This window comes from Thermococcus sp. M36 (genome assembly GCF_012027355.1).
GTDB lineage: Archaea > Methanobacteriota_B > Thermococci > Thermococcales > Thermococcaceae > Thermococcus.
This window is the reverse complement of record NZ_SNUH01000001.1, coordinates 1,216,044-1,241,882: the sequence shown is the minus strand read 5'-3', so window position 1 is coordinate 1,241,882 and position 25,839 is coordinate 1,216,044. Positions and strand designations below refer to the sequence as shown.

Below are 25,839 nucleotides of genomic sequence, written 5' to 3'. Positions count from 1 at the left end.
CGGAAGTTATTTCTGCGATGATGAGTGAATCCAATGCTGACCGGATGATGAACCCCGAACCTGAGCGTGAAACCGAAAACGAACGGAGAACCCCAGTGGAAAAGAGGCTCGAAGAGATATACGAGAGCATAGAGCAGCTCAGAAAGAATGCCGAGGAGAAGGGAACCCCCGACAGGCTTGGCTGGGACGACATAGCCCAGGAGATAGTGGGGGCGATAACCTTCGCACTCCCGTTTCTTTTCACAGCCGAACTGTGGGAAATAGCAAGGGACATATCCCTTGGGCGTTCCCTCGCCATTTTTCTGATGACGCTGGCCGTTGCGTATCTGTTCATAGCGAAGTCAAGGATAGGCAACCTCAAAAGGGAAGAGCTGTTCCACGTGCCCAAGAGGCTCCTTACGGTCACGGCAATAGCCTACATAATCTCCGCAGGGATGATATACCTCTACGGGATAAACAGAATGGCCGACTTTAATCAGATCCAGTACGTAAACGCGACGGTGCTTATAAGCACCTTTGCGGTAATCGGAGCGATAGCCGTGGACATGGTGAAGTGAATGAGGGTGATAACGGGGAACAGGTTTGAAAAATTCGCCGACGAGGGCGCAATCCTCTTCCCGGAATACCGCAAGAACCGCAACGAGCTTATTGACTTCGTGGACTCCCTCCGGGGGGACGAGACGGTAGTTACGGCGAGCCTGGAGCTCATAGATTTAATCGCCTGGAAGTTCCGAAGGGGCGAGGAGAACGTCCTGATATATTCCGATACAGGGAAGAACCTCACGCTCAAGGAGGTCTACGAGCTGAGAAAGTACCTTGACTTCGATGTGAGGGGCGGCTTCTCCGGGGAGATGGCCGAGACAAGCGTCCTCTTCGTCGAGGGGAAGACAGACGCCAAGTTCTTCAAGGCAGTCTTCAAGAAGCTCTTTGAGTTCAAGGAGAGCAGAGAGGCCCCATACAGCCTGAGGTTCATAGAGAGGGTTTTTGAGCGCGACAACTTTGACCTCCTGAAACGCGTGGAGGATCACTACTATCTCGCAATAATTCCCAGCGAAGGAAACTCCGGCGTCATAAGGAACCTCGGGAACTTCCTAAGGGCGATGGAGGTCTTCAATTTCACGGTGGGAAAGATAGGGGTGGCTATAGACGTCGATGAAGACAGAGACAGTGCCCTTGCCTCAATAGACGGAAAGCTGTCGAGGTTCAGGCACGAAAAAACCCCTATCGGCTACTGCGTTGAGGAAACTGAGGTTATTCCCCTCATAATCGGCCTACCCTTCGAGGACGAGACGATAGAGTGGAAAAAGCCCACTGTTGAAGACCTGATGCTCCACCTCATAGCGAGGGAGGGACTCTTGGGAAAGATAAAACCTGGTCTTAAGGCCCTAAACGAGAGCCTTGGGAGAAAGCTCAAGCCCAAAGAGGTTATGTATCTGGCCTTATCTGCCTACGGGCACTGGGGTAACCTGGAAGGCTTCTACGAGCTCTTCGTCATGCGTTCCAGGTTCAGAAACTTAAAGGCAGTCCTGAGGGAAGCAGGCCTCATGGACGGGATCCTTTACCTGGCAGGGAGGGAGGCGGAGAGGAGGCGTTGAGTTTTTATTCCACCACCCCCAACCGAACCCGGTGGTGAGTATGAAGCTGGTCTCATTCGACGTCTGGAACACCCTCCTCGACATCAACGTCATGCTCGATATAATGGCGGTAGAGCTCTCCAAGCTGATGGGAACGTGCATCGTTGATGTAGTCGAGGGCATGACACTGGCACGGGCTAGAATAAAGCGGATGAGGGCCGAAGCAGCAGGAGACCCTGCCAGAGCTTTGGAGGAAAGCCAGGAGCTTCTGGCGGAACTCTTCGAGATCGACGTCGAGCTCGTGAAGAGGGCCGCCGCGAGGGCCGTCCTGAAGGTCGGCGACGATATAGTCCTTCCGGGGGCAAAAGAAGCCCTCGAAGGCGTCAGGAGAAAGGGTCTGAAGGTCACGGTAACGGGCAACGTGATGTTCTGGCCCGGCTCCTACACTCGTCTCCTGCTCGAAAGGTTTGGGCTGATGAACTATATCGACAAGACGTTCTTCGCCGACGAAGTTCTCGCGTACAAGCCGATGAAAGAGATGTTCGAGAAGCCGCTCAGGGTTTTCAATGTGAAGCCCAGCGAGGCGATCCACATAGGCGATACCTACGCGGAGGACTTCGAGGGTGCCTTAAGGGCCGGGGTGTGGGCTGTCTGGATCAACCCCGAAGCCGAGGAAATAAGGAAGATCCATGAGAGGGGCTTTGAGGTTCCGGGTGTTGAGGGCATCCTCGAGGTGCTGGAGAGGATAGAAAAGGAGAGATAACAAAGGAGCTTGGCCTTCACTTCTTTCCCTTCGGCTTCAGCCACGCCCCCAAACCAACCTGCCTCGTCTTCTGGTAGCGGAGGTCTTCCTTCCTGTAGCTGAAGGCCTTCAGAATTCTCTCAACAGCGGGCAGGACCTGGTTCTCGATGTAGTAGTCGGCGTCATACCTGTGCTTCGTCGGGTCGAACTCATCGAAGGGTATCGCCCTGTCCCCTATCCTGCCGGAGCCCTTGAGCACGATGTAGCTGATGACGGTTCCGGGACGGATTTTGACTCCCTTCGCGGCCAGCCTTTTCGCTATCGCCACATGCGGGCCGGTTGCCTTGTAGTCCTTAAGCTCGCGTGTTATCTGCTCGTGGATGACGAGTTTCTCGGGCGGAACCTCGTACTTGCTCAGCTTTTCCGTGACCTCCTTGACTATCTTCACAGCCTCTTCAACGTCACCGTGCCTAAGAAGGGCCTCAAGGACCCTCGCCTGCGTCTCCTTGGCTATCTCGCTCCAGTCGCGCCGGACTATCTCAAGGCCGCGCGTCGTTATCTTACCCTCCTCGTCTATTACAGCGTACTTCTTCTTTGTCACGAAGAAGCCCCTCACGTAGAAGCCCTCGTACTCGAGTTCGAGGAGGCCGGGGAGTTTAGGGTTGATGTATTTTAAGAACTCCATAGCCTTTTTCTTGACCGTATCAGCGTCCGCTCCCGGAATGGTGGCATGTAATCCGTCGGTGTCTGCATAGAGGACTTTGAAGCCGTATTTTTCCTCAAGCTCGCGGATGACGGTCTCGATGTACTCTCTGCCCCATGCCGTAACGCTCTCGGCGCACTCTTTGCAGTACCAACGAGCTTTCGCATAAGCATAGTAACCATAATATGAATTGGCCAGAATCTTTATTGCCCTCTGCCTGTAATCGAGGATCTTCTTCTCCAGCGGGTCAATTGAGGCTTTCATCCTCCTCTTTATCTTCTGCCTCTCTTCGAGCAGGTTCCCGAGAAGGCTCGGAATGAAGCCGGGGAAGTCCTTGCAGAACTTGTGACCGACCTGAGGGGCGACGTCATATTCCTTGCAGCCCTCTCTGTTGAGAGTATCCGGCGAGACGTTGTGGGTGATTATGATCGAGGGGTAAAGAGAGCGAAAATCTAAATACACAATATTGTCCCATAATCCCCGTTCTGGTTCCTTAACGTAGCCGCCGGCGTAACTGTTCCTTCTCCTCGCTAACTCCCCCTCGTCTGGCTTGTTGGGGGCAAGTTCGTTCCTCTCGTAGGCCTTCCGCAGGAGAAACCACTCCACGAGGTTGCCGGTGCTGGAACGCGACACGTCCCAGAGGCTCTGGCCTATCAGCCTCGAAAGCTGGGCCTCCATCGGGAAGAACTCTCTTCCGAGCTCATAGGTTGCCTTTGCATCTTCCATAGAGTAGCGCGCAACGCGCTCAAGCCCCTCGCCGCTCTCCCAGGCAAGGGTTATTTCCTCCGCGTATACCTTCTCCTTGGGTTTGCCAAAGACCGCCTCATAAACAACCTCAAGGGTGTAGGTCGGCAGGTTGATGGTACGCCTTATGACCGGATAGAGATCAAAATGAATCCTCCCCTTAACCTCCACGGCGAAGCGGTCGCCCATGCGGTGTATTTTCGGCTCGCTTCCGTCCCGCCCGAGGGTGAAGCTTATCCCAAGCTTTTCGCAACGTTTTTTGAGGTATGAGAAGTCGAAGTTGTCGCCGTTGTAGGTTATGAGAACGTCGGGATCTTTCTCCTTAACAACCCTCAAAAATCGCTTTATCATCTCTTTCTCGGTTGAGACGACATCAACGTAGGGCAGGTCGATCTTTTTCCAGGTTATAACCCTCGCCTCGTTCTCATCCGCGTAGCTTATCATGAGTATGGGCCCGGTTCCGAACTCCTCGCCCTCGTGGTAGAGCGTCTCGATGTCAAAGGCGAGCATCTTCAGTTCTTCATCGCCCTCCATGGGGACGAGGCCCTTGTCTATGAGGTAGCGCTTGGCGAAGGGGATGTCATACTCATAGATGTCTACCACTGCGGGATGCTTCCTTATCTCATCCCTTATGGCCGGGACATCCTGCGGGTGCTCGAAGTAGAGTTTCCATACCTCAACCGGTCGGCCGAGGAACTTCTTCTTCACTTTCTCGGCACGCTTGACCTTGACGACGGTGTTATGTCTCTTCGCCGTTATCTTCTTCACTTCCTCGATGGCAGAATCGTCCTTGAGGAGTGCATAGATGTAAGGCTCGAAGTCTCTGTCGTATTCAATCTTGAACTCACCCTTCTCCTTCTTGAAGATCCTGATGACAGGCTTTCCGTCCTCTGTGATGTAGTCGACGTCAAGGATCATAACCAACACCTGTTGGATTATTGAATCCAGAACTAATAAACTTCGCCATCGAGGTTCATCAGAAAGAAAGGAGAAAAAGACCAACAATCAAGGATTCACAACCTTTGGAACAAGGGCACTGCACTTCTGCTGAAGCTCGGCATTGGCTTTCAAAAGCTCTTCGCTGGGATAGTTGCCGTTCTCTCGCCACTCTGTGGCAAAATTGTAAATCAGGTTTAACCCCTCGCGGACGGCAGAGATGTTGGCGGTTCCGTTTAGGAATGCATTTCGGGAAAGTTCTATGAATGTGATGCACCGGTCGTTTTTTGTCATATTAACTAACGTTTCATTGTCAGGAAAGTCCTCCGGAAAAATATACATCGCCGAACTTACAAGATTCGACTCCAATCTCGAAAGATCTGAGGCCAGCTCTATCATTGAAAGGTTAAAAGTCTCTGTGGAGTTCCGCTCTAGCGAATTGAACGCCTCCTGTGAATGAAATCGAACGTCGCTGAGGGTTAGCGAGGTCATCTGACGAATGCAGAGTCTCTCGTAGTCCCTCTGCCCCTCTATGAACCTTTGAGAACCATATTCACCTATTAAATAATACAAAGCTCCTCCAACAACAATTAACGCAAGGATTGTGATGATGAGTCTATTTACCTTGGGTTTCATATGTGCAGACCTCCTATTTGTGAATCTCAACAACAAAAAATGAAATCAAAGAGTTTCAGTTTCCTGTACACTAACTATGCCAAGCCCTAATTTCTAATTTAGTATTTATAAGACCAACGACTCTAAGAGCTTGGGTTCCTGTTACTTGGTAGTATACTGGAACCTTGAAAAATGCGCCGATTGTCCCGTAGCCGTTTCCTGAAACATGATCAATGTGTACGTACGCTTTTGTCCAATGTCCAGGCCTAGCCAAGGCGATATTACGGTAGGCAACACGTATTGAGTTCACTGGATCTGGAAAGTCATCAAAATCCGCACCGGGGTCAATATCCACGAAAAAGCGCAAGATGTTAATGGGGTTAACCATGTTGATTAGCAAATCCCAACCCAAGCTTATTTTGTTGAGAGGGGCTGTTTCTCCCGAATATGTGAATTTAGTGTCTATAATGTAATCCTCGGGAGAGCGTGGTACCCACAGACCCACCTCAATAGGATTGGTTCTGGGATCACCCCTATCCCCTAAAAACAGGGGAGTATTTTTGCTAATTCTTTTCCCATTTGAAATTTCTCCCTCGTCCAAAACAATAACTCTAATAAGATAATCTCCATAGTTCTTAATGGAAGTTGACCCATACAATTTTAACGCAACTTTAATGTAATAAGTAGTCTTCCACCTCCACCATCCTACAGAATATTGTTTTTCAACGATCTTTACAACGTCCCTTGAATACGTGGCCATTGGCAATATTCTGTCTGCATCCACTTTGGGCACTACGATTTGCCCAACCTGAATGGCAGGCAAAGTGATAGTCTTGACTTCTGGTTCTAGTGTCATCCAAAGCCACTCTTTGTTAGAAATCCCAGAGGAGGGGATATTCATATTGGACAGAGTCTCCACTAAAGTCTTACTGAATCCCATGAGAGCTATCATGCCCCCATGCCGCTCTCTTGCAAAAATCCAAACGGTACCGTTTTGATATACCACAGCTTCAAGACCAAGTACATCTTCGGAGCGACTCACGTTAAACAAAAACGCGTATCCCTCAAACTCGGTTGATTTAAATATTGAGAAATCCCAATCAACTGATACTTTTTTGTTGTCATATTCAATAGTTCCCCTAACCTTGTGTTCTGAAATATCAAAAACAAAACTTCCAATAGCATTGGAGAAATCCATTCCCGACTTTTGTTGGGGATTCGGATCATAAATGCCTTCGGTACTTACAACTTCCACAGAGTTTCCATAGAAAGCCTCTGCATTCACATTGCCGGTAGCACCTAGAATAAACAATCCCAGCAAAATTGCTAGTAGGGATTTCCATTTCACATTGTTCACCTCCAATCCAATCTTGCAGTACAAATAGGACCGTCTTCCTTTATAAGCATTTCTATTCACTATTAGTAATTTCTTTTTCTTTTTTTCCAAGGATAAAATTTTTCCAAGTTTAGTTTTACAATAAGAATTCGCCAAAAGAAGCGAGAGTAAAGGGTTGCATGATCATACACACCACCACCTTTTTAAACTCCCGGGCAAAGCTCCGTCCATGGAGCTGTTTTACCGCGTGAGCTTTCAGGAAGTGGTGGCGGACGCTTTAAGCTTAGTTGAAGAGCGCGAGCTCTCATCGAAGCACGCGCTTGAGAGGGTCTTCAAGAAAGTGGCGGGCAAAGACCGGGACAAGGCGAGGGGCTTGGCCCATGCCTACGTCTTCGAGATAGAGAAGTGGCGGGCCAAGATAGACTTCATAATCAACTCCGTGCTTAAGGGCTCGAGCGTGGAAGACTTAGACCCCTACCTGGCCAACCTCCTCCGCATCGGAACCTTTGAGATTCACTTCAGGAAAGTTCCACCGGCTGTGGCGACCGACTCGATAATTCGCGTCGTCAAGGAACGCTTTGATTTCTCCCGCGCCAAGTTTGTTAACGCGCTGATGCACTCGATAGAGAAGTTTGACGTCGAAAAAGCCCTGAAGAGGCTTAAGGAGAGGGACAGAATAGAATGGCTGAGCGTCCGCTTCTCTCACCCGCGCTGGTACGTTGAGTATGCGATAGAGCTTTTGGGCTACGATGAAGCGGTGAGGCTTCTTCTCAGCAACAACAGGCCGCAGAGGTACTACGTCAGAGCAAACACCCTTAAGACCGACGTGGACTCGCTGAGGGACTACCTTGAGGAGAACGGTGTTAGGACTGCCTTAACCCCAGTTCCAGACGTCCTGAAGGTTCTCGAATACAAGACGCCCGTGACGAGGCTCGACTGGTACAAGGAAGGGAAGTTCGTAATTCAGGATCTGGCTTCAGCTTATGTTGCACACGTTTTGGCTCCCGAACCCGGCGAGAGGGTTCTCGATCTGGCAGCCGCACCGGGGAGCAAGACCTTCCACGCGGCGGCGCTGATGGGGAACCGGGGCGAGATAGTGGCGGTTGATTATTCCTACGACAGGCTTATGCGCATGAAGGAGAAGATGAAACTTCTCGGCATTAAAAACGTCAAGCTGGCTCATGCGGACGGCCAGAGTTTTAGGGATAAAGAGAAGTTCGACAAAATCATCCTCGATGCCCCCTGTTCAAGCTCTGGAACCTACCGACAGTTCCCGGAAGTCAAGTGGCGCTTCGATGAGAACAAGATCAAGCGCATCATAAACGTCCAGAGGAACATGCTGAGGAACGCCTACGAGAACCTGCGTGACGGTGGGGAAATGACCTACTCAACGTGCTCGATTAGAACAGACGAGGACGAGGAGAACGTGCTCTTTGCGGTTAACAGGATAGGACTGGAACTGGTCAACTACCCCTTCGGCTGGGGTGACCGGGGCTTCCTTGAAGTTGGAGACAGGGTCTTCCGGGCATGGACGCACAGGCACGACTGCAACGGCTTTTTCATAGCAAAGATGAGAAAGGGTTAAACCAGCGGCTTCCTCCTCACCGGCCCCCAGGGCTTTTCTTCCTCAAACACCTCCGCCGTGAAGCGGTAAACCTTTGTATCTTCGTCGAGCCAGCAGTCAGGCGGCAGGCCAGCCTTCCAGCAGGTCTGAGCTAAAAACTCCTCCTCGTCCCAGCCCCACTCGGCAGGAACCTGCGGGAGAAGCAGGCCGGAGTAGATACCCTTCTCGACTATCAGGCCGTCCCTGCCAACTTTAATCTTCCTCGGCCTCTCCTCGGGAGGGCCTTCTATAAGCTCCGGCGGCGTCAGGACGCTGACCTCGACGATCAGGTCATCGAGCTCTCTCTCCCTCACCGGCGGAAAGCGCGGGTCATCTACTGCCGCGTGGATGGCAGCTTTTATCGTAGCTTCGACCAGCGGGTATATCGGCAGGGGAAAGCCTATGCATCCGCGCAGAGACATCTGGGGCGGCGCGTGCCTGTTGTTGAGCGTTACAAAAACACCCATCTTTTCCCTGAGCTCCGGCGGGGTATCTTCTGGGGGTTCTATTGTTTTCCCGTGCCTCACGTACTCCTCGATGGCATTCCTAGCGAGCCTAACGAGGAACTCGCCCCATTCGTCCTTTATCATGTACATCCACCCCACCCCTGTAGAATAATACGCCGAAGGGTTATTTACCTTTCCCGCAAGATTTAAAAGATTGCCGAAAAAAGTTAAGTCGGGTGTCGAATATGGTCATAGTGGAGTTCGTCATAGTCCCGCTCGGAGAGAGGAGCCTCAGCCGGTACGTGGCAGAGGTGGTAAAGCTTTTAGAGAGAAAGGGTGTTAAATACCAATTGACACCGATGGCAACCATAATAGAGGTTTCAACCGTGAGGGATGCTTTCGAGATTATAGAAGAGGCACACGAACTGATGTTTAAACTTGGAGCAAATAGGGTTTCAACAACAGTAAGAATCGACGACAGGCGCGACAAGCAGAGGAAGATGGAGGACAAGGTGAAATCCGTGATGGAGAAGGTGAGGGGTGGTTGAGATTAAAGTACTGATTCTCGCTATAGACCGCGATGACGATTTTGGACAGAAAGCCGGCGTGGAGGGGCCGGTAGTCGGGCGGGATGCCTGTATAGACGCCGCTCTGAAACTGAGCCTTGCCGACCCCGAAGACAGTGACGCCAACGTAGTTTACGCCGCGGTCAAGCTCTACGATGAGCTGAGGGAGAGCGGTGAGTTTGAGGATGTTGAAGTGGCACTGATAACCGGTCATTCGAAGGTCGGCGTTAAGAGCGACATGGAGCTGGCCAGACAGCTGGAGCTCGTCCTTGAGAGGTTCCCCGCCGATGGCGTAATCACTGTAACCGATGGAGCCGAGGACGAGCAGATATTCCCTATAATCACCTCCAAGGTTCCCATAATAAGCTCCCACCGCGTCGTGGTCAAGCAGAGCGAGGGCATAGAGACAACCTACTACATTATCTACCGCTATCTGAGGGAGATACTGAGCGACCCAGAGGTTGCAAAAGCCGTTCTGGGAATTCCTGGCATGATACTGCTCCTCTACGGCATAGCAAGGCTGATAGGGGTCTGGTACCCCGACAGCACGAAGATCGTTTCGGCCGTGATAACCGGCACTATACTCCTTTTTATAGGGGGGTACTTTTTCACCAAGGGATTCAGGTTCAACGTACGGGAGACCCTTGCCAAGCAGTTCATATTCATTGTGTCCGTGATCGCAGGGATGCTCATAATCGGTGGGGGTGCTATCAACGCGTACTTCCGCCTTGAGCAGTATGCAAAAGAGATAATCGGCGGCTGGCCCGGAACACCTCTACTAGCGACGCTTATATATCTCAACGCCCTCGGGGCGTCCCTGATACTTGGGGTCTCCGTCATGATAACAGGAAAGGTCATCCAGGCGTACCTCAAGAAAGACCCCCATATATGGTACCACGTCTCAGCCTTGCTGCTGATGCCGGCCATGTGGATAACCCTAGACCTTACAACCAGGTATGCGATGGCCATACTGACTATATCGAACATAGATGTTTTCGCAAAGCTCGTGCTGGCTGTGGGAGATGTCGTTCTGGCGATACTCATAGGGCTATATATGAGGGGAAAAGTCAAAGGATGGGAGAGAATTGAGGCTGGAACAGGCGCTTGAGGAATACGAAAGAAAAAGGAAAAAGGCCGAGAAAGAGACGGAAAAGATAAGGAAGAAGTACAACAGCAGGCTTGAAAGGAGGATAAGGGAGATTCTGAAAAGGATAGAGGCCCTTGAGAGGAGCAAGCTCCCCAAGAACATAGACGAGAACATGGCCAAGATAGTTAGCGCTGAGAGAAAGAACTATGTTACAGCACTGAGGAACGCCCTTGGGAGCATCAAGGACATGGAGGACCTCGGAAAGCGCCTCCCAGACCTGGCAAAGCTCCATGTGGGGCACGGAAAATACCTCCTGATAATTTTCGAAAAGGAGGTTTATGCAATAAACCGGCTTCTCAAGGAGCTCAACGAGGATTACGTCAGGTACTACAACGAGCTCATGGAGAAAGGGCTTAAGGATCTCAGAATACAGGAACTGCTGAGGGAAGAGAAAGAAATCAGAGAAGCCCTGATCAAGGCAGAGATGGAAAGGAGAGAGCTGGAGAAAAAAATCACCACCAAAAGGCAGGAACTTGAGGATTTCTTCACCAAAGAGGGGCTCGATACAATAGAGCAGGAAATGAAACACCTGACATCTGGGCTCAGAAGTGCGGAAATTGAGATCCGCACCAAGGCGTCGAAGCTCCAGAAGCCCATAAAGAGGATGCGTCTTCACGAGGAGGTTGCACACGAGTTCATACGGGACACATCCACAGTCCTCAGAAAGCCCGAAGAGTTCATATCCCTCCTCCAGAGAGTCTATCCTCGGCTCGACGGCAAGTACAGAAAAGCCGCCCAGTGGCTCATAGAAAACCTTGAAGAGAAAGCCAAGGAGGTGGAAAAAGAGAGGGCAAAACTGAAGGAGCTCGAAGAAAAGAGGGACTCAATACTGGCCCGAGCAGAGGCCAGAAAAAAGGAGCTCTGGGAGTTGGAGAGGCTAATTGAAGAGAAGGAAGTGGAGCTCAAAAGGCTGAGGAACAAGCTGGAGCACCTGGAGAAGGAGCTCAGTGAAAGCATAGCAAAGCTTGAAGCGATCCTTGGAAAGAAAATCGAGCGGTAGGTTTATTAATTTAGGTTCCCCTAATTCTTTCGGGTGGTAGTGATGTTCAGGATCGACCGCCTACGCTTCGGAACCGCCGGAATCCCCCTCTCCACACCGAAGCGCTCAACGATAGACGGTATAATCCACGTGAAGAACCTTGGGCTCGACGCGATGGAGCTAGAGTTCGTTCGCGGTGTGAACCTCAGGCCGGAACTCGCGAAGAAAATCAAATACGTGGCCAAAAAACACGACGTCCTGCTGACGGCCCACGCGCCCTACTACATCAACCTCAACGCGGCGGAGAAGTCCAAGGTCGAGGCCAGCAAAAACAGGATAATCCAGAGCGCCGAGCGCTTACACGAGGCCGGGGGCTGGAGCGTCGTCTTCCACGCGGGCTACTACCTAAAGCAACCCCCTGAAAGTGTCTACCAGAGGATACTGAACGAGCTGAAGGACATCGAAAAAAAGCTGGCGGACATGGGCGTAAAGGTATGGATAAGGCCCGAGCTCACTGGCAAACCCACCCAGTTCGGCGATTTGAAGGAGATAGTGGGGCTGAGTGAAGAATTGGAGATGGTCCTGCCAACGATAGACTTCGCCCACTGCCATGCCAGGAACGTCGGGAAGTTCAACACCGCGGAAGAGTGGCGCGAGATGCTGAGCTTTATGGAGGACAGGCTCGGCAGGGAAGCCTTGGACAACATGCATATCCACATAAGCGGCATAAACTACACCTCAAAGGGCGAGAGAAACCACCTCAACCTCCAGGAGAGCGACATGAACTGGGAGGAGCTGATAAGGGTCCTCAAGGAGTTCAAAGTTAAGGGCGTCGTCATAAGCGAGAGCCCGAACATAGAGGGCGACGCCCTGCTAATGAAAAAGAAATACGAGGAGATAAGGGCCTGATTAGGCCCTATCTATTCTCCCATACCGCTCAAGAATTTCGAGGGTCTTATCAACCGGCAGGGCGTAGCGGATCCTGCCGTTTCTGCCCTCCATCGTCCTAGCTTGCAGGAGGGAGTTGATTATCGCCTCCTCAGTGGAATCTGCGGCGGCTATGAAGAGCCTGTTGAGCGCGTCGTCCGGGAGGAACCCGATGGAATGAGCCTCCTTGCCGCTCGGGACAGTTTGAGCCGTTGAGAATGCCAGAACTATGTCCCCGCTCCCGTTGTGGCCGTAGGAGCCGGTTCTCGCAAGTCCGAGGATGGCCCTCCTCGCCACCCTCGTGAGCTGCCTCGATGTGAGTGGGGCATCGGTGGCTATGACCATCGAGATGCTGCCCCTCATGGAAAGCCCCCTGCCTGGATAGTCCCTCAGCTCCCAGCCGACGGGAACCCCTGCTATGAGGAGGTCTTCCCTCTTGCCGAAGTTGCTGAGGACGAGCGATGCAACGGTGTACTCCTCACCGCCAATCTCGACGACCCTTGAAGAGGAGCCTATCCCCCCTTTGAACTCGAAGGCACTCATTCCTGTTCCTGCCCCAACCGAGCCCTCCTCAAAGTCAAGGGTAGCGTTTTTCACGGCCTCAAAGACGTGCTCCTCCCTAATGGCCCTCTTTTTGTTGTCGTTTAGGTAACCGTCATTGCACTCCATAACGACTGGATTGACTGAGATGACATCGGGGTTCTCCTCGGCCCAGAGGCTTATCAGAGCGTCTGCAACACGGTAGCCGTTCAGCGTGCTCGTGAGGGCTATCGGCGTTTCAATGTAGCCAAGCTCCTCCACCTGGACGAAGCCTATGGGCTTGGAAAAGCCGTTGAAGGTGTAAACTCCGGCGAAGAGCCTTTCCCTAAAGGGGTTCTCCACAGGTGGAACGAGGATTGTAACTCCCGTTCTAATATCGTCTCCCTCGATTATCGTCGAATGGCCGACCTTAACGCCCAAGTCGGCAATGGAGTTCCTCTTTCCATGCTCGTAACGGCCTATCTTTATTCCCAGCTCAGGGGCCTTCATGGTATCACCACAGTGATTTGGACGTGGGAACTTAACACTTTTGCCCAATCAACGCTTATAAACCCCCAAAACTGAGTTGTGAACATGAGGGTAAAGCCTTCGAAGCTTTTCCTGCTCATTCCGCTGGCTTTCCTCGTGGTCTTCTTCTACATTCCCCTAGTGAGCATACTCAAGACGGCTCTGTGGGAGAACGGCCTCACCTTTAAACACATCTCAGCGGTTCTAGCCAACGACTACCACAGAAGGGTTATCCTCTTCACGATAGGACAGGCTGTTGCCTCGACTCTCCTGACCCTGGCGCTTGGCCTCCCCGGGGCGTACATCTTCGCCAAGTACGACTTTCCCGGAAAGAGCGCCATAAAGGCCGTTTTAACCGTTCCATTCGTCATGCCCAGCGTGATGGTGGCCCTGGGCTACATCCTCCTCTTTGGAAAAAGCGGTTTTATAACCGGGCTCATCGGCCGTGACCTAGGCATAATCTACTCCTGGAAGGGCATTCTCCTTGCCCACGCCTTCTACAACTTCCCCATCGTTATCCGCATGGTCTCATCGCTCTGGCAGCGCGTGAATCCGCACTACGAGGAGGCGGCAATGGCATTGGGTGCGAGGGGCTGGACGCTCTTCAGAAAGGTTACCCTGCCGATGATTTCCCCGGCGATATTCGCCTCCGCGATGCTCACCTTCGTGTTCTGCTTCCTGAGCTTCTCGATTCCGCTCATCATCGGCGGCTACCAGTACGCCACCATAGAGGTGGATATCTTCACCTCGATAATGGTCCTTCTGGACTTCAAGACGGGTTCAGCCCTCGCGATAATCCAGATACTTCTCAGCATGGCCTTCATGTACCTCTACCTCAGGGCTCTGGATTCCTACGCCAAGCGCGAGGAGCAGAGGGTTTTCAGGAAGCCAGTTCCATTCACGAGGCGCGACTGGCTGAGCGTTAAGGGACTGCTCGTTGGGGTTTATTCCCTCATCGTCTTCCTCTTCATAGTCTCGCCCCTCCTGGCGGTCCTCTACGACTCCCTGCACTTCAACGGCCGGTGGAGCCTCGAATGGTACCGAAGAATATTCTCAACCAAGTACAACCCCATGTTCGGGACGACGACGCTCGATGCCATTAAGAATTCCCTAGGCTTCGGCCTCGCCACGATAGCCCTGTCCGTACTGATCGCACTACCAATAGCCTACGCCCTCCACCGCTGGAACTTCAGGGGAAAGAGGCTCTTCGACGTCCTTGTCATGCTCCCACTGGCCAGTTCGGCGATAACCCTCGGCCTCGGCTACATAAGGGTCTTCCACACGACGCCGCTCTACTACACGGTCTGGATAATCGTGGCGGCACACACGGTTATAGCGTACCCCTTCGTTCTGCGCGCCGTCTCGACCAGCCTCAAAAAGATAAGGCCCAACCTCTTTGAAGCGGCGTTAAGCCTCGGCGCGAGGGAGTGGAGGGCCTTCCTGAAGGTGGAGCTTCCCCTGGCGTTGGGGGGAGTCATCGTTGGTGCCATATTCGCCTTTGCCATGAGCATAGCCGAGCTCGGAGCGACATACATGCTTGCGAAGCCCGAATACACCACCATGACCGTGGCGATATACAAGTTCCTTGGGGCGAGGCAGTTCGGGAGCGCTTCAGCACTCTCGGTTCTCCTGATGGTGGTCTCCACGGCGAGCTTCCTGATAATAGAGAGGATCGGTGAGGAGGTATGGTGAGGGTCGAGCTGAAGGGGATACTCAGGGAATGGGAGGACTTCAGGCTCAGCATAGAGAACCTCAAGGTCAGACACGGTGAGTTTCTCACCCTCCTCGGACCGAGCGGCTGTGGAAAGACGACCACGCTCAGGATGATTGCAGGCTTTGAGAGGCCCGATAAGGGGGAAATCCTCTTCGACGACAAAAGGGTAAACGAGCTTCCCCCCTACGAACGCGGGATCGGCATAGTCTTCCAGGATTACGCCCTCTTCCCCCACATGACCGTCTTCAAAAACGTGGCCTTTGGACTGGAGATGAAAAGACTGGCGAAGGCAGAGATAGAGAGGAAGGTAAAGTGGGCGCTTGAGCTGGTTGGCCTAGAGGGCCTCGAAAAGCGCTATCCGGAGCAGCTCAGCGGTGGACAGCAGCAACGCGTGGCCCTGGCGAGGGCGCTCGTTGTGGAGCCAGAGGTTCTCCTCCTCGACGAGCCACTCAGCAACCTCGACGCCAAGATAAGGGAGCGTTTGAGGGGTGAGATAAAGCGCATCCAGCGCGAGCTAGACATAACCACCATCTACGTCACCCACGACCAGGAGGAGGCCATGGCCATAAGCGACAGGATTGCCGTCATGAACGTCGGAACCGTCGAGCAGGTCGGAAATCCGCTGGAGCTCTACTACAGGCCAAAAACCGAGTTCGTGGCGCGCTTCCTCGGGCTCAGCAACATACTGGAGCTTAAAGTGGAGGACGGAAGGGCCTGCCTCGGAGGGCTGTGCTTCGATGTCGAAAGAGAGGGAATGGTGAGAATCTTCTTCCGGCCGGAGAGCGTTTACGTGAAGTCCGGTGATACAGCAGAGGTAATCGACTATGAACTCCTGCCCGGGAGGATAAGGCTGAGGCTTGGGATTGAAGGAAAGACTGTTATCGCCGAGCGCTTTTTAGATGAGCTACCCTTCAGCGTTGAGGAGATGCCCGAGAGGGTTGGGATTGAGGTGAGGAGCTTCTCGGTGCTGGAGTGAAGCCCAAAGGGGACAAGGGCTTTTACGTGATCGAAGACTGGGCCGAGGAGCTTGGGATAAGTCCACCGTGCTACATCACCAAGGCCACAGGAAAGGCAGTGCTGGAAGCGGAAGGGGAAGCTGGCTATGGTCTCGTCCTTCGGTGGAGAGTCAGAAACGGAGGGAACTCCTGGAACGATTTGAAAAGGGCGGACAAACGAAAAGAGACCGCCGTCCCCGCGGGTTCAGTAAGAATAGCGGTTTACACGATACCGATATCCAACGGAAGCTGGAAAACCGAGGCGGGCGAGCTCTTGGAAAACCCCTACTGATTCAACAGCACCGGTGGAGGACGGTCGTTTCCGCGTGGTTCAACGGAACGTGCACCTGTGGAGAAGATGAGGTACTGACGACCGTTAAAGACCGCATTGAGTCCGCGAGCTTTAAGATAGTTTCAACGACAAAACCATTTGAAAACGAGGCCGTTAGAGGACTTTACGGAGCGTTTTACCGGAAGGGCAAAGACCATCTCTACGTTGAAGTCGCTGAAGTTAAGGGCATGAACCTGATGAGAGTTCTGATGATAATGGGAGACGAGGACACCGTGAAAGTATACGCCAAAGCGTTCAGCGCAGGGCCACTGGCAGAGGGTGGTTGAAGACCTCTCCTAGAGTTCTTTTCTCTATTTCCTGTACCTGCCGCAGGGGTGCTCCGGTTATAGCTTTTAACATTTTTTTGTCAAAAAAACATTTAAAAAACCAATTTATTATCAAAAATCAGTCAACTCAAGGGGTGAATCTCATGGGCTGGTTTGAGAACTACTTCGAGTTTGACGAACACAGAACCGACATGAAGACTGAAATCCTGGCCGGTGTCACCACCTTCATGACCATGGCCTACATCCTCTTCGTCAATCCAGCGATACTCAGCGATGCTATGGGCAAGGAGGCCTTCAACTCGCTCGTTGCGGTTACCGCCCTCGCCGCCGGCTTCGCGACGATTCTGATGGGCCTCTACGCCAAGAAGCCCTTCGCTCTGGCACCGGGAATGGGGTTAAACGCTTACTTCGCCTACAGCGTGGTTTTAGGAATGGGCTACGACTGGCGCATTGCACTCGCGGCGGTCTTCGTCGAGGGTCTAATCTTCATAGCGCTCAGCGTCACAAAGGTCAGGAGCGCGATAATCCACGCGATACCGCTCAGCCAGAAGTACGCCGTCGGGGCTGGAATCGGCCTCTTCCTGACGTTCATCGGCCTTAACGATGTGGGCCTGCTTACCGCGATGACCAGCGACAAGGGCGTTCTCCTCTTCACAGGCCTCAATACCGCTGCCCTCTCCACCAAAGAGATAGCCCTGTTCTTCTTCGGTCTCTTCCTAGCGGCTGTCCTCATATCGCTCCGCATTAAGGGCGCCCTGCTCATCTCGATCATAACGACCAGCATAATAGGCTGGGTCACCGGCGCCGCACCGTGGCCCGACCAGCTGTTCTCGATCCCGGACATAAGCTACACCTTCATGAAGATGGACCTCCAGGGACTGCTCAACGTCGGTGCAATCGGTGTCGTGTTCGCCTTCTTCATGGTGGACTTCTTCGACACCCTAGGAACGGTTACCGGCCTAAGTGCCAAGGCCGGCTTCCTTACCAGGGACGGTAAGGTTCCAGATGCCGAGAAGGTTCTCCTCACCGACGCAATAGGAACCACCGTTGGTGCAATCCTCGGAACGTCAACGGTAACCACTTACATCGAAAGCGCCGCTGGTATAGAAGAGGGCGGAAGGACTGGAATGACCGCCCTAGTTACGGGCCTGCTCTTCCTGGGAATAGGCCTCTTCATAGCCCCGCTGGCCCAAGCGATACCTGCCTTCGCAACCGCCCCGGCGCTCGTCATAGTAGGCTACTACATGCTCAGCGCGGTCAAGGAGATAGACTTCACAGACCACACCGAGGCGATTCCGGCCTTTCTCGTCCTCATAACGATACCCTACACCTACTCGATAGCGGACGGCATAGGTGCGGGCTTCATAAGCTACACCCTGCTCAAGCTCTTCAGCGGCCGCGGAAAAGAGCTCCACCCGCTCATGTACGCCCTGGCAGTGATATTCCTAGCCTACTTCGCTTACCTCGGCGGGCTCTTCTGAACCTGCCATCCATTTTCTGCTCCATTTTTGAATGGATAAGGAAGGGCGGCGCTTATTCCGAGACCTTCTTGTTCTCGGCGAGCCTCTCCTTAATGAACTGCTTAAGGACGTAGGGGCACTCCTCCTGGATAAACTGCGCAAACTCCCTTATGCGCTGTACAGTTATCTCGCTGACGTAGTGCTCGAACTGACAGGCATCGCGCTCCGCTATCTCCGGCGGAATGCCAAGGATGTCTATGAAGAACTGTGTGAGAAGCTGGTGCTTTGAATACGTAGCCTCGGCAACCTCCCTGCCGGTCCCAGTCAGAAGAATTCTGTCGTATTTCTCGTACTCCACAAGCCCCTTGTCGGCGAGCTTTTTGAGCGCATCGACGACACTGGGCGGCTTTACACGCATCATCTTGGCTATGTCCTTGACCCTGATAACGCCCTTGTTCTTATGGAGGATGTACATCGTCTCAAGGTATTCCTCTTCCCTCTTGCTTATCTCCAACGGCCTCACCTGATTAGGCTACCCAAAAATGTTTAAGTAGTTTTCGCACCACAGGGAACTTTGCCTGCGCAAAGTTTCATCAAAGTTAGTAGCTCTTTTTCAAAGGGTGTTCTTTAGCAACGTGATTCCCTCAACCCAAACTCCAGAAAAGAAATCCACTTCAAACACCAACCTTCCAAGGAGTCACTTCCCAATGAGGCCCTGCAGGCGTCGATTTAAAAGCAAACTCACCACACGAAGGTAATTCACAAGGAGAGTCCACTTAAGACTGACAAACCCTGAACGAATCACGCATTCAATCGTCCGTTAATCCCGAGCTACAACTTTTGGTAAGACTTTTCTAAAAGCTTCCCTTGATGAAACTTTGAGCCGCAAAGTTTCCGGGGCAAAGCTTATAAAATCACTCCGGAATTCTCCATCGGGTGTGGGCCGGTAGCTCAGCCTGGTTAGAGCGCGGGGCTTTTAACCCCGTGGCCGCGGGTTCGAATCCCGTCCGGCCCGCCACACAAACTTCGCCTGCGCGACGTTGAAGCTTCACTTCAACGCACGGGACGATAGTCCCGTTGAGTTTGATCAAGGTTGGTAGCTCCTTACTTAAAGCTCGCTTCTAAAGTGGGATTGCTGTGAAATTTAACCTCCAGAGTGTTGGAATCCGTTAGGACACCCTCTCTTGTAGGGAGTTTGCTGTCAAATCGACGCCCGAAGGGCGTCAAGAAAGAGTAACCCCACCAGAGAATAGTCACTTAGACAGGTTCTCCCTATCAAAACCAAATGTAAATCATGCTTGGAAAACCTGACAATTGGAATTCACACAAGAGCCACAAGCTTTGATCAAACTTTGCTCTGCAAAAGTTTGTTAGAATGGCGCCCGGGTCGGGATTTGAACCCGAGTCACGGGAGTGACAGTCCCGTATGATGGGCCTGGCTACACCACCCGGGCGTTTGAGTGGCCGGCGGCGTCCCCGGTTTCCCGTCCCCTCTCGGAGGACAGTACACCCGGGATCGCTGGCGGGCTTAACTTCCGGGGTCGAAACGAGACCGGGTGTGACCCCGCCGCTATGACCGCCGTACCGGTACCAACCTTTCGAGATGAGTTTATAAAGTTTGCGGTTATTCCCGTGCACCTCCGTCCGGCAATCCGGAGCGGAGATAAGCTTTTTAGGAACCACACCATAGTTTAAGTTTAGTGCGGGGGATGGCCATGAATCACTCCCTACTGCTGGCAGGTCAGGCGCTCAGTAGCGTGGCCAAACTGGTAGTGATGGTATTCCTGATCAGAGCCTATCTGAAATCAAAACGCAGCTCCGCTCTAACATGGGCTGTGGCATGGCTTGGAGCCCTTCTTAGTGTTGTATCGGATGCGGTCGGGAACCTACACCTGATAGCAGCCACCGAAGCGGTTTTTGCATCAATGCTGTTTCTGGGGGCCCTCCAGTTCCTATCAGAGGAACTTGGAAAGGACGTCAAATATCAGGCAATCTGGGCCAGTCCTCCCCTTGTGACGGCATTGTACGGTGCGGTGCTGGGGAGGGACTGGGAGTCCATCGTGGGAATACCCTATGGCGTTTCTGCGTTCTTTGTCGTGCTTTCTGGAACAATGATCCTTATGTCGGTGGGAAGGGGCTTCAGGGACGCCAGAAACACCGCAATCACACTCTTGGTGTATGGCCTCCACAAGATGGACTACCCATTTTTGAGGGACGTCCCCTGGTTTGCACCGGTGGGCTTTACAGTGGGGGCCGTTCTCACGGTGCTTTCAGCGTACTTCATGGTCAGAATGGTGCTGTCGGAGGAATTCATTGGGCACATAACCCTCCCAAAGAAGGAGGTGCTCCCCGGCGTTAAACTGATAGGCTTGGAAGAGTACCAGAAGGTAAAGAGAGACCTTCGGGGCTATCCCGTCTTGGCATTTACCAGGGAGCACGGACTCCCTCCGGGGTGGAAGTGGTACCTCCTGACGAACATTGAGGGTGAAAACACCATATCCCCCACCAACCTTCCAAAAATCCTCTCCCTCTCCCAGAGATACCTCCTGGAGTCCGAGACGCTGGGGATAACCGGCGTGGTGGTTTTGGACTGCGTGGAGTACCTGATAGTACATAACGGCATGACCTCTGTTCTGAAGTTCATGGCGACCCTCCGCGATCTGGTCGTGCTGAAGGGTGGTACCTTTATCGTCGTCCTCGACGAGGGCACCCTGAACCGCAGGGAGTATATTACCATAAGACGCGTCCTCACGGGGGACTGACCTCCTCCCCTGCTAAGGGCGGGGTTCCAACGATTTAACCCCTCGCCATTGACGGGGAGGTTTGAGGGGTTCTCATCAGGGAACCCGTTAAAACGGGTTCCTCAAACCCCTCGGGGAGGGTCTTCCCCCCGTTACCCCTCCCTTGGGCGTAAAGACCACCCAAGTTCGGGGTTATGGTTTTCGCAATCTTCTTCAAAATGTTGAAGGCTCCAACCAAATCAGCGTTGAAAACAAGCCCCGTTGCGGGACACGAATAAAGACCACGAACAAAACGAGCCCCTTCGTGAGGCTTCCCGCAGACAGGGCAAGTTTGAGACGTGAAAGCCTCATTAACAACCAAAACCTGAATACCATACTCTTCCGCAACTTCAGTGAGGCGTTTAATCACATAATTGAACCGCCAGACATGAGAGAGAATGAAGTTTTGCTTTTTGCCCCTGTCAGAATTCCGAGCTATTCCCTTAGGGTAGCCAACGACGATTTTAGAAACTCCCAATTCGTAAAGCCTTCTAACCGTCTGCCTTACCACAGTGTTAATGTAGTGTCTTGCCTGAAGTTTGGCCTTCTCATGCATTCCTTTAAGTTTCCTGCTCGTTTTAGTTCCACTCTTATTGAGTTTGGACTGATACTCGGCGATTTTTCTTCTCCAGTAGAAGTCAATGCTCTTTAACGGCCTCCCATTCACAAGGAAGCTTTCTCCATTTTCTACATAAACGGCCATTAAATTGTTAATCCCCAGGTCAATGCCCGCTGAAAGGCTTCCTTTTGGAGTTCTTGGGAGTACAACCCATTCCCCACCTTCAAGCTTCTCCTCGACAGTAAAGCTGATGTGAGCGTACCATTTCCTCTTAACGGGGTCGAAAGTTATTTCTAACCTTCCTTGTCTTCCCTTCAAGTGTATTCTACCCTTGAATTGAATTTCCAAGCGTTTGAACTTTCCGAGGCCTTTTAGAATTAGTTTGTTGCCCTCAATCCTGTACTGGTCATTTCTGAGGACGATTAATGGTTTTCTCCTCCCGTCTTCTTTGAGATAGTTTGGTGGTTTTGGTTTGAGCCAGTCGGGGAGTTCACCGTTTCGCTTCTTCCTAAGGAGGGAGAAGAAACTCCGCCAAGCTTCTGCATTCTTCCTCGCTATTTGTTGGACTGTGGCTGAATCGATTTTCCGTTTGAATTCCTCATAAACGGTTTTTTCCGTCGTGTTGAAGTCCACGATTTGCTCTTGGAAGTATTGGTTCCTGCGGAGGTAGTTTACTCTGTTCCAAACTTTTGCTCCAAGGTCAGCTAACTGGAAGAGGGTTTTCTCCTGCTCCTTTGAGGGTTGGAGTTTTAGGGTCACCTTTCGCTTCATTTTAAAGTATGGTATGAATTTTAGGCTTTAAAAGAGTGTCGCTTTCCTGCTCAAAGGTTGGTTTGGTGTTTAGCGTATCCCCGCCCTAAAGGGCGAGGCTTTCAAAAGAAAAAGGTAAACCCTATAAAAGGAATCCCCCCACACCTAAGAGGGGGATAGTAATGGGACTAATAGAAGACAAAGCCCTTGTTGAGGCCGCCCTTTTCGTTTCCGGGAGGCCCCTCACCGTCAAAGAGCTGTCAAGGGCGCTGGGGATAAAGTCCCTTGACTACCTTGAGAAGCTTATTGAGCTCATAGCAGCAGAATACGCCGAGAGGAAGAGCGCCATAGAAGTTGTGAGGGTTCTCGGAGACAAGTACGTCATGCAGGTGAAGCAGGAGTACAGCCAGAGGGTCGTCCACCTTATGCCGAGGCCAGACCTGAGAACGGGCGAGCTGAAGACTCTGGCCCTCATAGCATACCTCCAGCCGATAGAGCAGAGCAAGTTAGTTAAGCTCCGCGGCAGCCAGGCGTACGAGCACATAAGGAAGCTCCTTGAAATGGGCCTCATTTATGCTGAGCCGTATGAAAGGACAAAGCTCCTCGGGACGACGCCAAAGTTCGCCGAGCTCTACGGATTCCCCGAGAACGACCCGATGATAATAAAAGAGGCCTTCAAGAAGGTTGTCCACGCAGAGTACACTGACCTGATAGCCAAGCTTGAGGGCAGAGATGCCCAAGAGGAAACGGTAGAAGAAGGTGGGGGATGATTTCTTAAGGCCCCAGCAACCTTATTTCTTGGCTTGAAAGGAACGCAGGGACTTTTTTCGAAAACTCAGGCAGGGGAGAAAAGTTTAAATACCCGAACGGTCAATTACCATTAAGGTGAGTGTTATGGGAGTGCTTACAAAGGAGCAGATTATTGAGATGATCGAGGGACAGCGGGGCCTTTCCAGGGATGAAATCAAGAGGAGGATCTCCGAAATATCGAAGAGGGAAGGAATATCCGAACACGCCGCGGCACTGATGCTCGCCGAAGAGCTCGGCGTGAACCTTGAGGGAAAGGACGAGCTACTCCACCTGGCCGACCTTGTTCCCGGCATGAGCGGCGTTAACGTGGTGGCAAGGATCCTCAGGAAGTACCCCCCCAGGGAGTACCAGAAGAGGGACAGCTCCACAGGCAGGGTTGCCAACCTCATAATCTATGACTCCACGGGCAGGGCAAGGCTCGTCCTCTGGGACAACCTAGTGGGCAAGTACTACGAGGAGCTCAAGCCCGGTGATGTCGTTAAGATCATAGACCCAAGCGTGAGGGAGGGCAGGAACGGGATCGAGCTCCACGCCAACTTCAGGACGAGGATCATCCTCAACCCCGAAGACCCCAGGGTCGAGGAGATACCCCCTCTCGAGGAGGTCAGGAGCTACAGCTACCAGCGGAGGAAGATAGGCGAACTGATGGGAGGAGAGAGGTTCGTTGAGGTGAGGGGGACCATAGCGAGGCTCTACCGCGTCACAGCCTACGACGCCTGCCCCCAGTGCAGGAGGAAGGTCGACTACGACCCCGCGACGGGGTCATGGATATGCCCGGAGCACGGAGAGGTCAAAGCTAAGACGGTCGTCATAATAGACTTCGGCCTGGACGACTCAAGCGGGTACATAAGGACTACCCTATTCGGTGACGACGCGGCGGAGCTTCTTGGAAGGGATGCCGAAGACATAGCGGAGAAGCTAAAAGAGCTGATCGAGAGCGGCCTTACCCTCAGGGAAGCAAGCAGAAAGCTTGCAGAGGACGAGTACTATTACCTTCTGGGCAGGGAGATAGTCGTGAGGGGCAACGTGGTGGACGACAAGTTCCTCGGACTGATCCTGAAGGCCTCCAGCTGGGACGAAGTTGACCCAAAGAGGGAGATAGCCAGGGTGAGGGCGGAGCTGAAGAAGGCTATAGCGGAGCTTGAGGGTGGTGAGTGAAATGGAGGAGATCCGCTTTAGGAGAAGGAAGCCGGCCGTTGAGAGACATATTGGCGAGATAAGGGAAGAGGACACGAGGGTTTCGCTCATTGGAAAGGCGTTCAAGGTGGACAAGATGGACTACACCTTCTGGCTCGACGACGGAACGGGCGTCATACTCATCGAAAGCGAGGAGAACATCCTACCGGAGAACGGTCAAACTGTCAGGGTCATAGGCAGGGTCATCAGGAACGAGGAGGGAACCCACATATACGGTGAGGTGATCCAGGATTTCAGTGAAGCCGACCTGGATGCCCTTGAAGAGATCAGAGAGCTGGAGAGAAAGATTCTTCCAAAGGTCGAGGGCATCATTGAGTTCTTTGGAGGTGAAGAGCTATGAAGAAGCGCCTTCCGGCCAGCAGGGTCTACATCAAGGATATCATAGACGGATACTATGTCAGAAGCGAGGGAGACTTCGAACCCAACTACCTCATAACGAAGGACGCAAGGAGGGTCTACCGCGTTAAGGTTGTCGCCACCGTGGTAAGGGAACCTGCGATAAGCGACGACGAGACCTACGGAAAGCTCCAGATAGACGACGGGACGGGAACTATATGGGTTCTCGGCTTCCGCGATGACACGCGCTTCATAAGACTGGTAAAGAAGGGGGACCTTGTCCAGATAATCGGAAAAGTTGCCGAGTGGCGCGACGACAAGCAGATACTTGTTGAGGGGATAGCCAGGGTAAGCCCCAACATGTGGATACTCCACAGGTACGAAACGCTCAAGGAGAAGGTCGAACACGCCAAGAAGGCAAGGATAGCCTTCGAGATATACGACAAGTATGGAATAACAGCAAAGGCAAAGGTCATCGCCAAGAACAAAGGGGTCAGCGAGGAGCTGCTCCTCACGATAGACGAGCTGTACACCATGATGCTCGAGCAGAGGACCGCTGAAGAGGTTCTCTTTGAGGAGGAGGTCGAAGAAGCCGAGGCCCCAGAAGAAAACCCTGAGCTTGAAAAGGCTAAAGAGGCCGTCATGAAGATACTGCGGGAAAAAGGAAAGGCCCTGTCCCACAAGTTCATAGTCAAGAAACTCTCCAAGGAGTTCGACGAGGGCATTATCGAAGAAGCCATCACCCAGCTGCTCGCGGAAGGGGAAATCTACGAGCCTGAGATAGGTTATTACGAGCCGCTGTGACCCATTATCCCTTTTTCTTTCAGAGCGCACCCAGTGCCCAAGAGAACAGAAAAAATAAAACCCGGTCAGTACTGCTCCCTCATGGTTCTTATGACCGGGTCGTATATCAGGGTGGAGGTTATGCTGTCCACCATTCTGAAGAACTCATCGCGGCCCCGCTCAAGGGACATGTTCTCTATCCCTATGAGCTCGCATTTTTCGCCGAGTATCCACTTTCCAAGCAGGATCTTCTCCCGATCGCCCTTCCTGACGTCCACCCTGATGACACCATAGGGGATGTCCGCAGTCCACCAGTTCGCCCTGAAGGTCACCCTCCAACCCGCCTCCTCAAGCACATTTACGAGCTTTTCAAGCGTTTTTCCCGGCCCGGAGGGCGTCTTAAAGGTGATAACCGTCCAGAGGCCATCGCCCTCAAGGTTTCTGAGCAGTTCATTCCCAAATTCCATAAACA

25 protein-coding genes, 2 tRNA genes and 1 rRNA gene are annotated in these 25,839 nt (G+C 52.5%); 18 read left to right on the top strand and 10 right to left on the bottom strand.

Annotated features, from left to right (window positions below):
- Nucleotides 1–17 precede the first annotated feature (17 nt).
- The 3 genes from E3E36_RS06850 to E3E36_RS06840 are packed head-to-tail and all read left to right on the top strand — an operon-like array spanning nt 18 to nt 2,337.
- Complete coding sequence (locus E3E36_RS06850) at nt 18–557, top strand: DUF2391 family protein (protein WP_240911780.1); 540 nt, start codon at nt 18–20, stop codon at nt 555–557.
- On the top strand, nt 558–1,595 hold the full coding sequence (locus tag E3E36_RS06845; protein ID WP_167894494.1) for a DUF3226 domain-containing protein: 1,038 nt from the start codon (nt 558–560) through the stop codon (nt 1,593–1,595).
- Between the two features lie 40 nt (nt 1,596–1,635).
- A complete protein-coding gene (locus tag E3E36_RS06840) occupies nt 1,636–2,337 on the top strand; it encodes an HAD family hydrolase (protein WP_167894861.1) in 702 nt (233 codons plus the stop codon).
- Between the two features lie 16 nt (nt 2,338–2,353).
- Here E3E36_RS06840 and E3E36_RS06835 read toward each other — a convergent pair whose 3' ends face one another.
- The 3 genes from E3E36_RS06835 to E3E36_RS06825 all read right to left on the bottom strand — a co-directional run bounded on the left by E3E36_RS06835 (nt 2,354) and on the right by E3E36_RS06825 (nt 6,662).
- Entirely contained in the window at nt 2,354–4,681 is a 2,328-nt protein-coding gene (locus E3E36_RS06835; protein ID WP_167894493.1) for a DNA polymerase, read from the bottom strand.
- A gap of 87 nt (nt 4,682–4,768) precedes the next feature.
- Nucleotides 4,769–5,335, bottom strand: a complete 567-nt coding sequence (locus E3E36_RS06830; protein ID WP_167894492.1) for a hypothetical protein — start codon at nt 5,333–5,335, stop codon at nt 4,769–4,771.
- A gap of 70 nt (nt 5,336–5,405) precedes the next feature.
- The gene (locus tag E3E36_RS06825) at nt 5,406–6,662 is read right to left on the bottom strand and encodes a hypothetical protein (RefSeq protein WP_167894491.1); all 1,257 of its coding nucleotides are present in this window, start codon (nt 6,660–6,662) and stop codon (nt 5,406–5,408) included.
- Nucleotides 6,663–6,879: 217 nt separating this feature from the next.
- Between E3E36_RS06825 and E3E36_RS06820 the strand changes: the two genes are divergently transcribed.
- On the top strand, nt 6,880–8,235 hold the full coding sequence (locus tag E3E36_RS06820) for an RsmB/NOP family class I SAM-dependent RNA methyltransferase (RefSeq protein WP_167894490.1): 1,356 nt from the start codon (nt 6,880–6,882) through the stop codon (nt 8,233–8,235).
- On the opposite strand, the gene E3E36_RS06815 is transcribed toward E3E36_RS06820, so the two are convergent.
- Complete coding sequence (locus tag E3E36_RS06815; RefSeq protein WP_167894489.1) at nt 8,232–8,849, bottom strand: TIGR00296 family protein; 618 nt, start codon at nt 8,847–8,849, stop codon at nt 8,232–8,234. The genes E3E36_RS06820 and E3E36_RS06815 overlap by 4 nt on opposite strands.
- Before the next feature lie 95 nt (nt 8,850–8,944).
- On the opposite strand from E3E36_RS06815, the gene E3E36_RS06810 reads away from it, so the two are divergent.
- From E3E36_RS06810 to E3E36_RS06795, 4 genes are read left to right on the top strand one after another with little or no spacing between them, the layout of a single operon-like run.
- A complete protein-coding gene (locus E3E36_RS06810; protein ID WP_167894488.1) occupies nt 8,945–9,247 on the top strand; it encodes an MTH1187 family thiamine-binding protein in 303 nt (100 codons plus the stop codon).
- The gene (locus E3E36_RS06805; RefSeq protein ID WP_167894487.1) at nt 9,240–10,373 is read left to right on the top strand and encodes a DUF373 family protein; all 1,134 of its coding nucleotides are present in this window, start codon (nt 9,240–9,242) and stop codon (nt 10,371–10,373) included. The genes E3E36_RS06810 and E3E36_RS06805 overlap by 8 nt, the downstream gene beginning before the upstream one ends.
- The gene (locus E3E36_RS06800; RefSeq protein ID WP_167894486.1) at nt 10,351–11,412 is read left to right on the top strand and encodes a hypothetical protein; all 1,062 of its coding nucleotides are present in this window, start codon (nt 10,351–10,353) and stop codon (nt 11,410–11,412) included. The genes E3E36_RS06805 and E3E36_RS06800 overlap by 23 nt, the downstream gene beginning before the upstream one ends.
- 42 nt (nt 11,413–11,454) lie before the next feature.
- The gene (locus E3E36_RS06795) at nt 11,455–12,300 is read left to right on the top strand and encodes a deoxyribonuclease IV (RefSeq protein WP_167894860.1); all 846 of its coding nucleotides are present in this window, start codon (nt 11,455–11,457) and stop codon (nt 12,298–12,300) included.
- Here the strand turns inward: E3E36_RS06795 and E3E36_RS06790 are convergent, their stop codons facing one another.
- Entirely contained in the window at nt 12,301–13,347 is a 1,047-nt protein-coding gene (locus tag E3E36_RS06790) for a P1 family peptidase (protein ID WP_167894485.1), read from the bottom strand. It lies immediately after the preceding gene.
- 84 nt (nt 13,348–13,431) lie between these two features.
- Between E3E36_RS06790 and E3E36_RS06785 the strand changes: the two genes are divergently transcribed.
- The 4 genes from E3E36_RS06785 to E3E36_RS06770 all read left to right on the top strand — a co-directional run bounded on the left by E3E36_RS06785 (nt 13,432) and on the right by E3E36_RS06770 (nt 18,173).
- Nucleotides 13,432–15,057 (top strand): iron ABC transporter permease, encoded by a 1,626-nt coding sequence (locus tag E3E36_RS06785; protein ID WP_167894484.1) that lies wholly within the window; start codon nt 13,432–13,434, stop codon nt 15,055–15,057.
- Nucleotides 15,051–16,055, top strand: a complete 1,005-nt coding sequence (locus tag E3E36_RS06780; RefSeq protein WP_167894483.1) for an ABC transporter ATP-binding protein — start codon at nt 15,051–15,053, stop codon at nt 16,053–16,055. Before E3E36_RS06785 ends, E3E36_RS06780 begins: the two co-directional genes overlap by 7 nt.
- Nucleotides 16,052–16,366, top strand: coding sequence for a hypothetical protein (locus tag E3E36_RS06775; RefSeq protein ID WP_167894482.1), 315 nt, complete (start codon nt 16,052–16,054; stop codon nt 16,364–16,366). The genes E3E36_RS06780 and E3E36_RS06775 overlap by 4 nt, the downstream gene beginning before the upstream one ends.
- A 469-nt stretch (nt 16,367–16,835) precedes the next feature.
- On the top strand, nt 16,836–18,173 hold the full coding sequence (locus tag E3E36_RS06770; protein WP_167894481.1) for an NCS2 family permease: 1,338 nt from the start codon (nt 16,836–16,838) through the stop codon (nt 18,171–18,173).
- 52 nt (nt 18,174–18,225) lie between these two features.
- Here E3E36_RS06770 and E3E36_RS06765 read toward each other — a convergent pair whose 3' ends face one another.
- Nucleotides 18,226–18,666 carry a metal-dependent transcriptional regulator gene (locus E3E36_RS06765; RefSeq protein ID WP_167894859.1) on the bottom strand — a complete coding sequence of 147 codons (441 nt, stop codon included), beginning with the start codon at nt 18,664–18,666 and terminating at the stop codon, nt 18,226–18,228.
- 426 nt (nt 18,667–19,092) lie between these two features.
- Between E3E36_RS06765 and E3E36_RS06760 the strand changes: the two genes are divergently transcribed.
- Nucleotides 19,093–19,170, top strand: a tRNA-Lys gene (locus tag E3E36_RS06760).
- 358 nt (nt 19,171–19,528) lie between these two features.
- On the opposite strand, the gene E3E36_RS06755 is transcribed toward E3E36_RS06760, so the two are convergent.
- Nucleotides 19,529–19,606, bottom strand: a tRNA-Asp gene (locus tag E3E36_RS06755).
- A gap of 8 nt (nt 19,607–19,614) precedes the next feature.
- Nucleotides 19,615–19,736: ribosomal RNA gene (gene rrf, locus E3E36_RS06750) — 5S ribosomal RNA — on the bottom strand.
- Between the two features lie 125 nt (nt 19,737–19,861).
- Here rrf and E3E36_RS06745 point away from each other — a divergent pair.
- On the top strand, nt 19,862–20,914 hold the full coding sequence (locus E3E36_RS06745) for a DUF835 domain-containing protein (RefSeq protein ID WP_167894480.1): 1,053 nt from the start codon (nt 19,862–19,864) through the stop codon (nt 20,912–20,914).
- A gap of 34 nt (nt 20,915–20,948) precedes the next feature.
- Here the strand turns inward: E3E36_RS06745 and E3E36_RS06740 are convergent, their stop codons facing one another.
- Entirely contained in the window at nt 20,949–22,262 is a 1,314-nt protein-coding gene (locus E3E36_RS06740; RefSeq protein WP_167894479.1) for an RNA-guided endonuclease TnpB family protein, read from the bottom strand.
- Between the two features lie 161 nt (nt 22,263–22,423).
- Between E3E36_RS06740 and scpB the strand changes: the two genes are divergently transcribed.
- The 4 genes from scpB (at nt 22,424) to E3E36_RS06720 (ending at nt 25,388) form a co-directional block, all read left to right on the top strand.
- Nucleotides 22,424–23,011 carry an SMC-Scp complex subunit ScpB gene (gene scpB, locus E3E36_RS06735; RefSeq protein WP_167894478.1) on the top strand — a complete coding sequence of 196 codons (588 nt, stop codon included), beginning with the start codon at nt 22,424–22,426 and terminating at the stop codon, nt 23,009–23,011.
- A gap of 124 nt (nt 23,012–23,135) precedes the next feature.
- Nucleotides 23,136–24,209: an OB-fold nucleic acid binding domain-containing protein gene (locus E3E36_RS06730; protein ID WP_167894477.1), complete on the top strand. Its 1,074-nt coding sequence runs from the start codon at nt 23,136–23,138 to the stop codon at nt 24,207–24,209.
- A gap of 1 nt (nt 24,210) precedes the next feature.
- On the top strand, nt 24,211–24,588 hold the full coding sequence (locus E3E36_RS06725; RefSeq protein WP_167894858.1) for a replication protein RepA: 378 nt from the start codon (nt 24,211–24,213) through the stop codon (nt 24,586–24,588).
- The gene (locus tag E3E36_RS06720; protein ID WP_167894476.1) at nt 24,585–25,388 is read left to right on the top strand and encodes an OB-fold nucleic acid binding domain-containing protein; all 804 of its coding nucleotides are present in this window, start codon (nt 24,585–24,587) and stop codon (nt 25,386–25,388) included. The genes E3E36_RS06725 and E3E36_RS06720 overlap by 4 nt, the downstream gene beginning before the upstream one ends.
- A gap of 65 nt (nt 25,389–25,453) precedes the next feature.
- On the opposite strand, the gene E3E36_RS06715 is transcribed toward E3E36_RS06720, so the two are convergent.
- Nucleotides 25,454–25,834 (bottom strand): ribonucleoside-triphosphate reductase, encoded by a 381-nt coding sequence (locus E3E36_RS06715; protein WP_167894475.1) that lies wholly within the window; start codon nt 25,832–25,834, stop codon nt 25,454–25,456.
- Nucleotides 25,835–25,839: the final 5 nt, after the last annotated feature.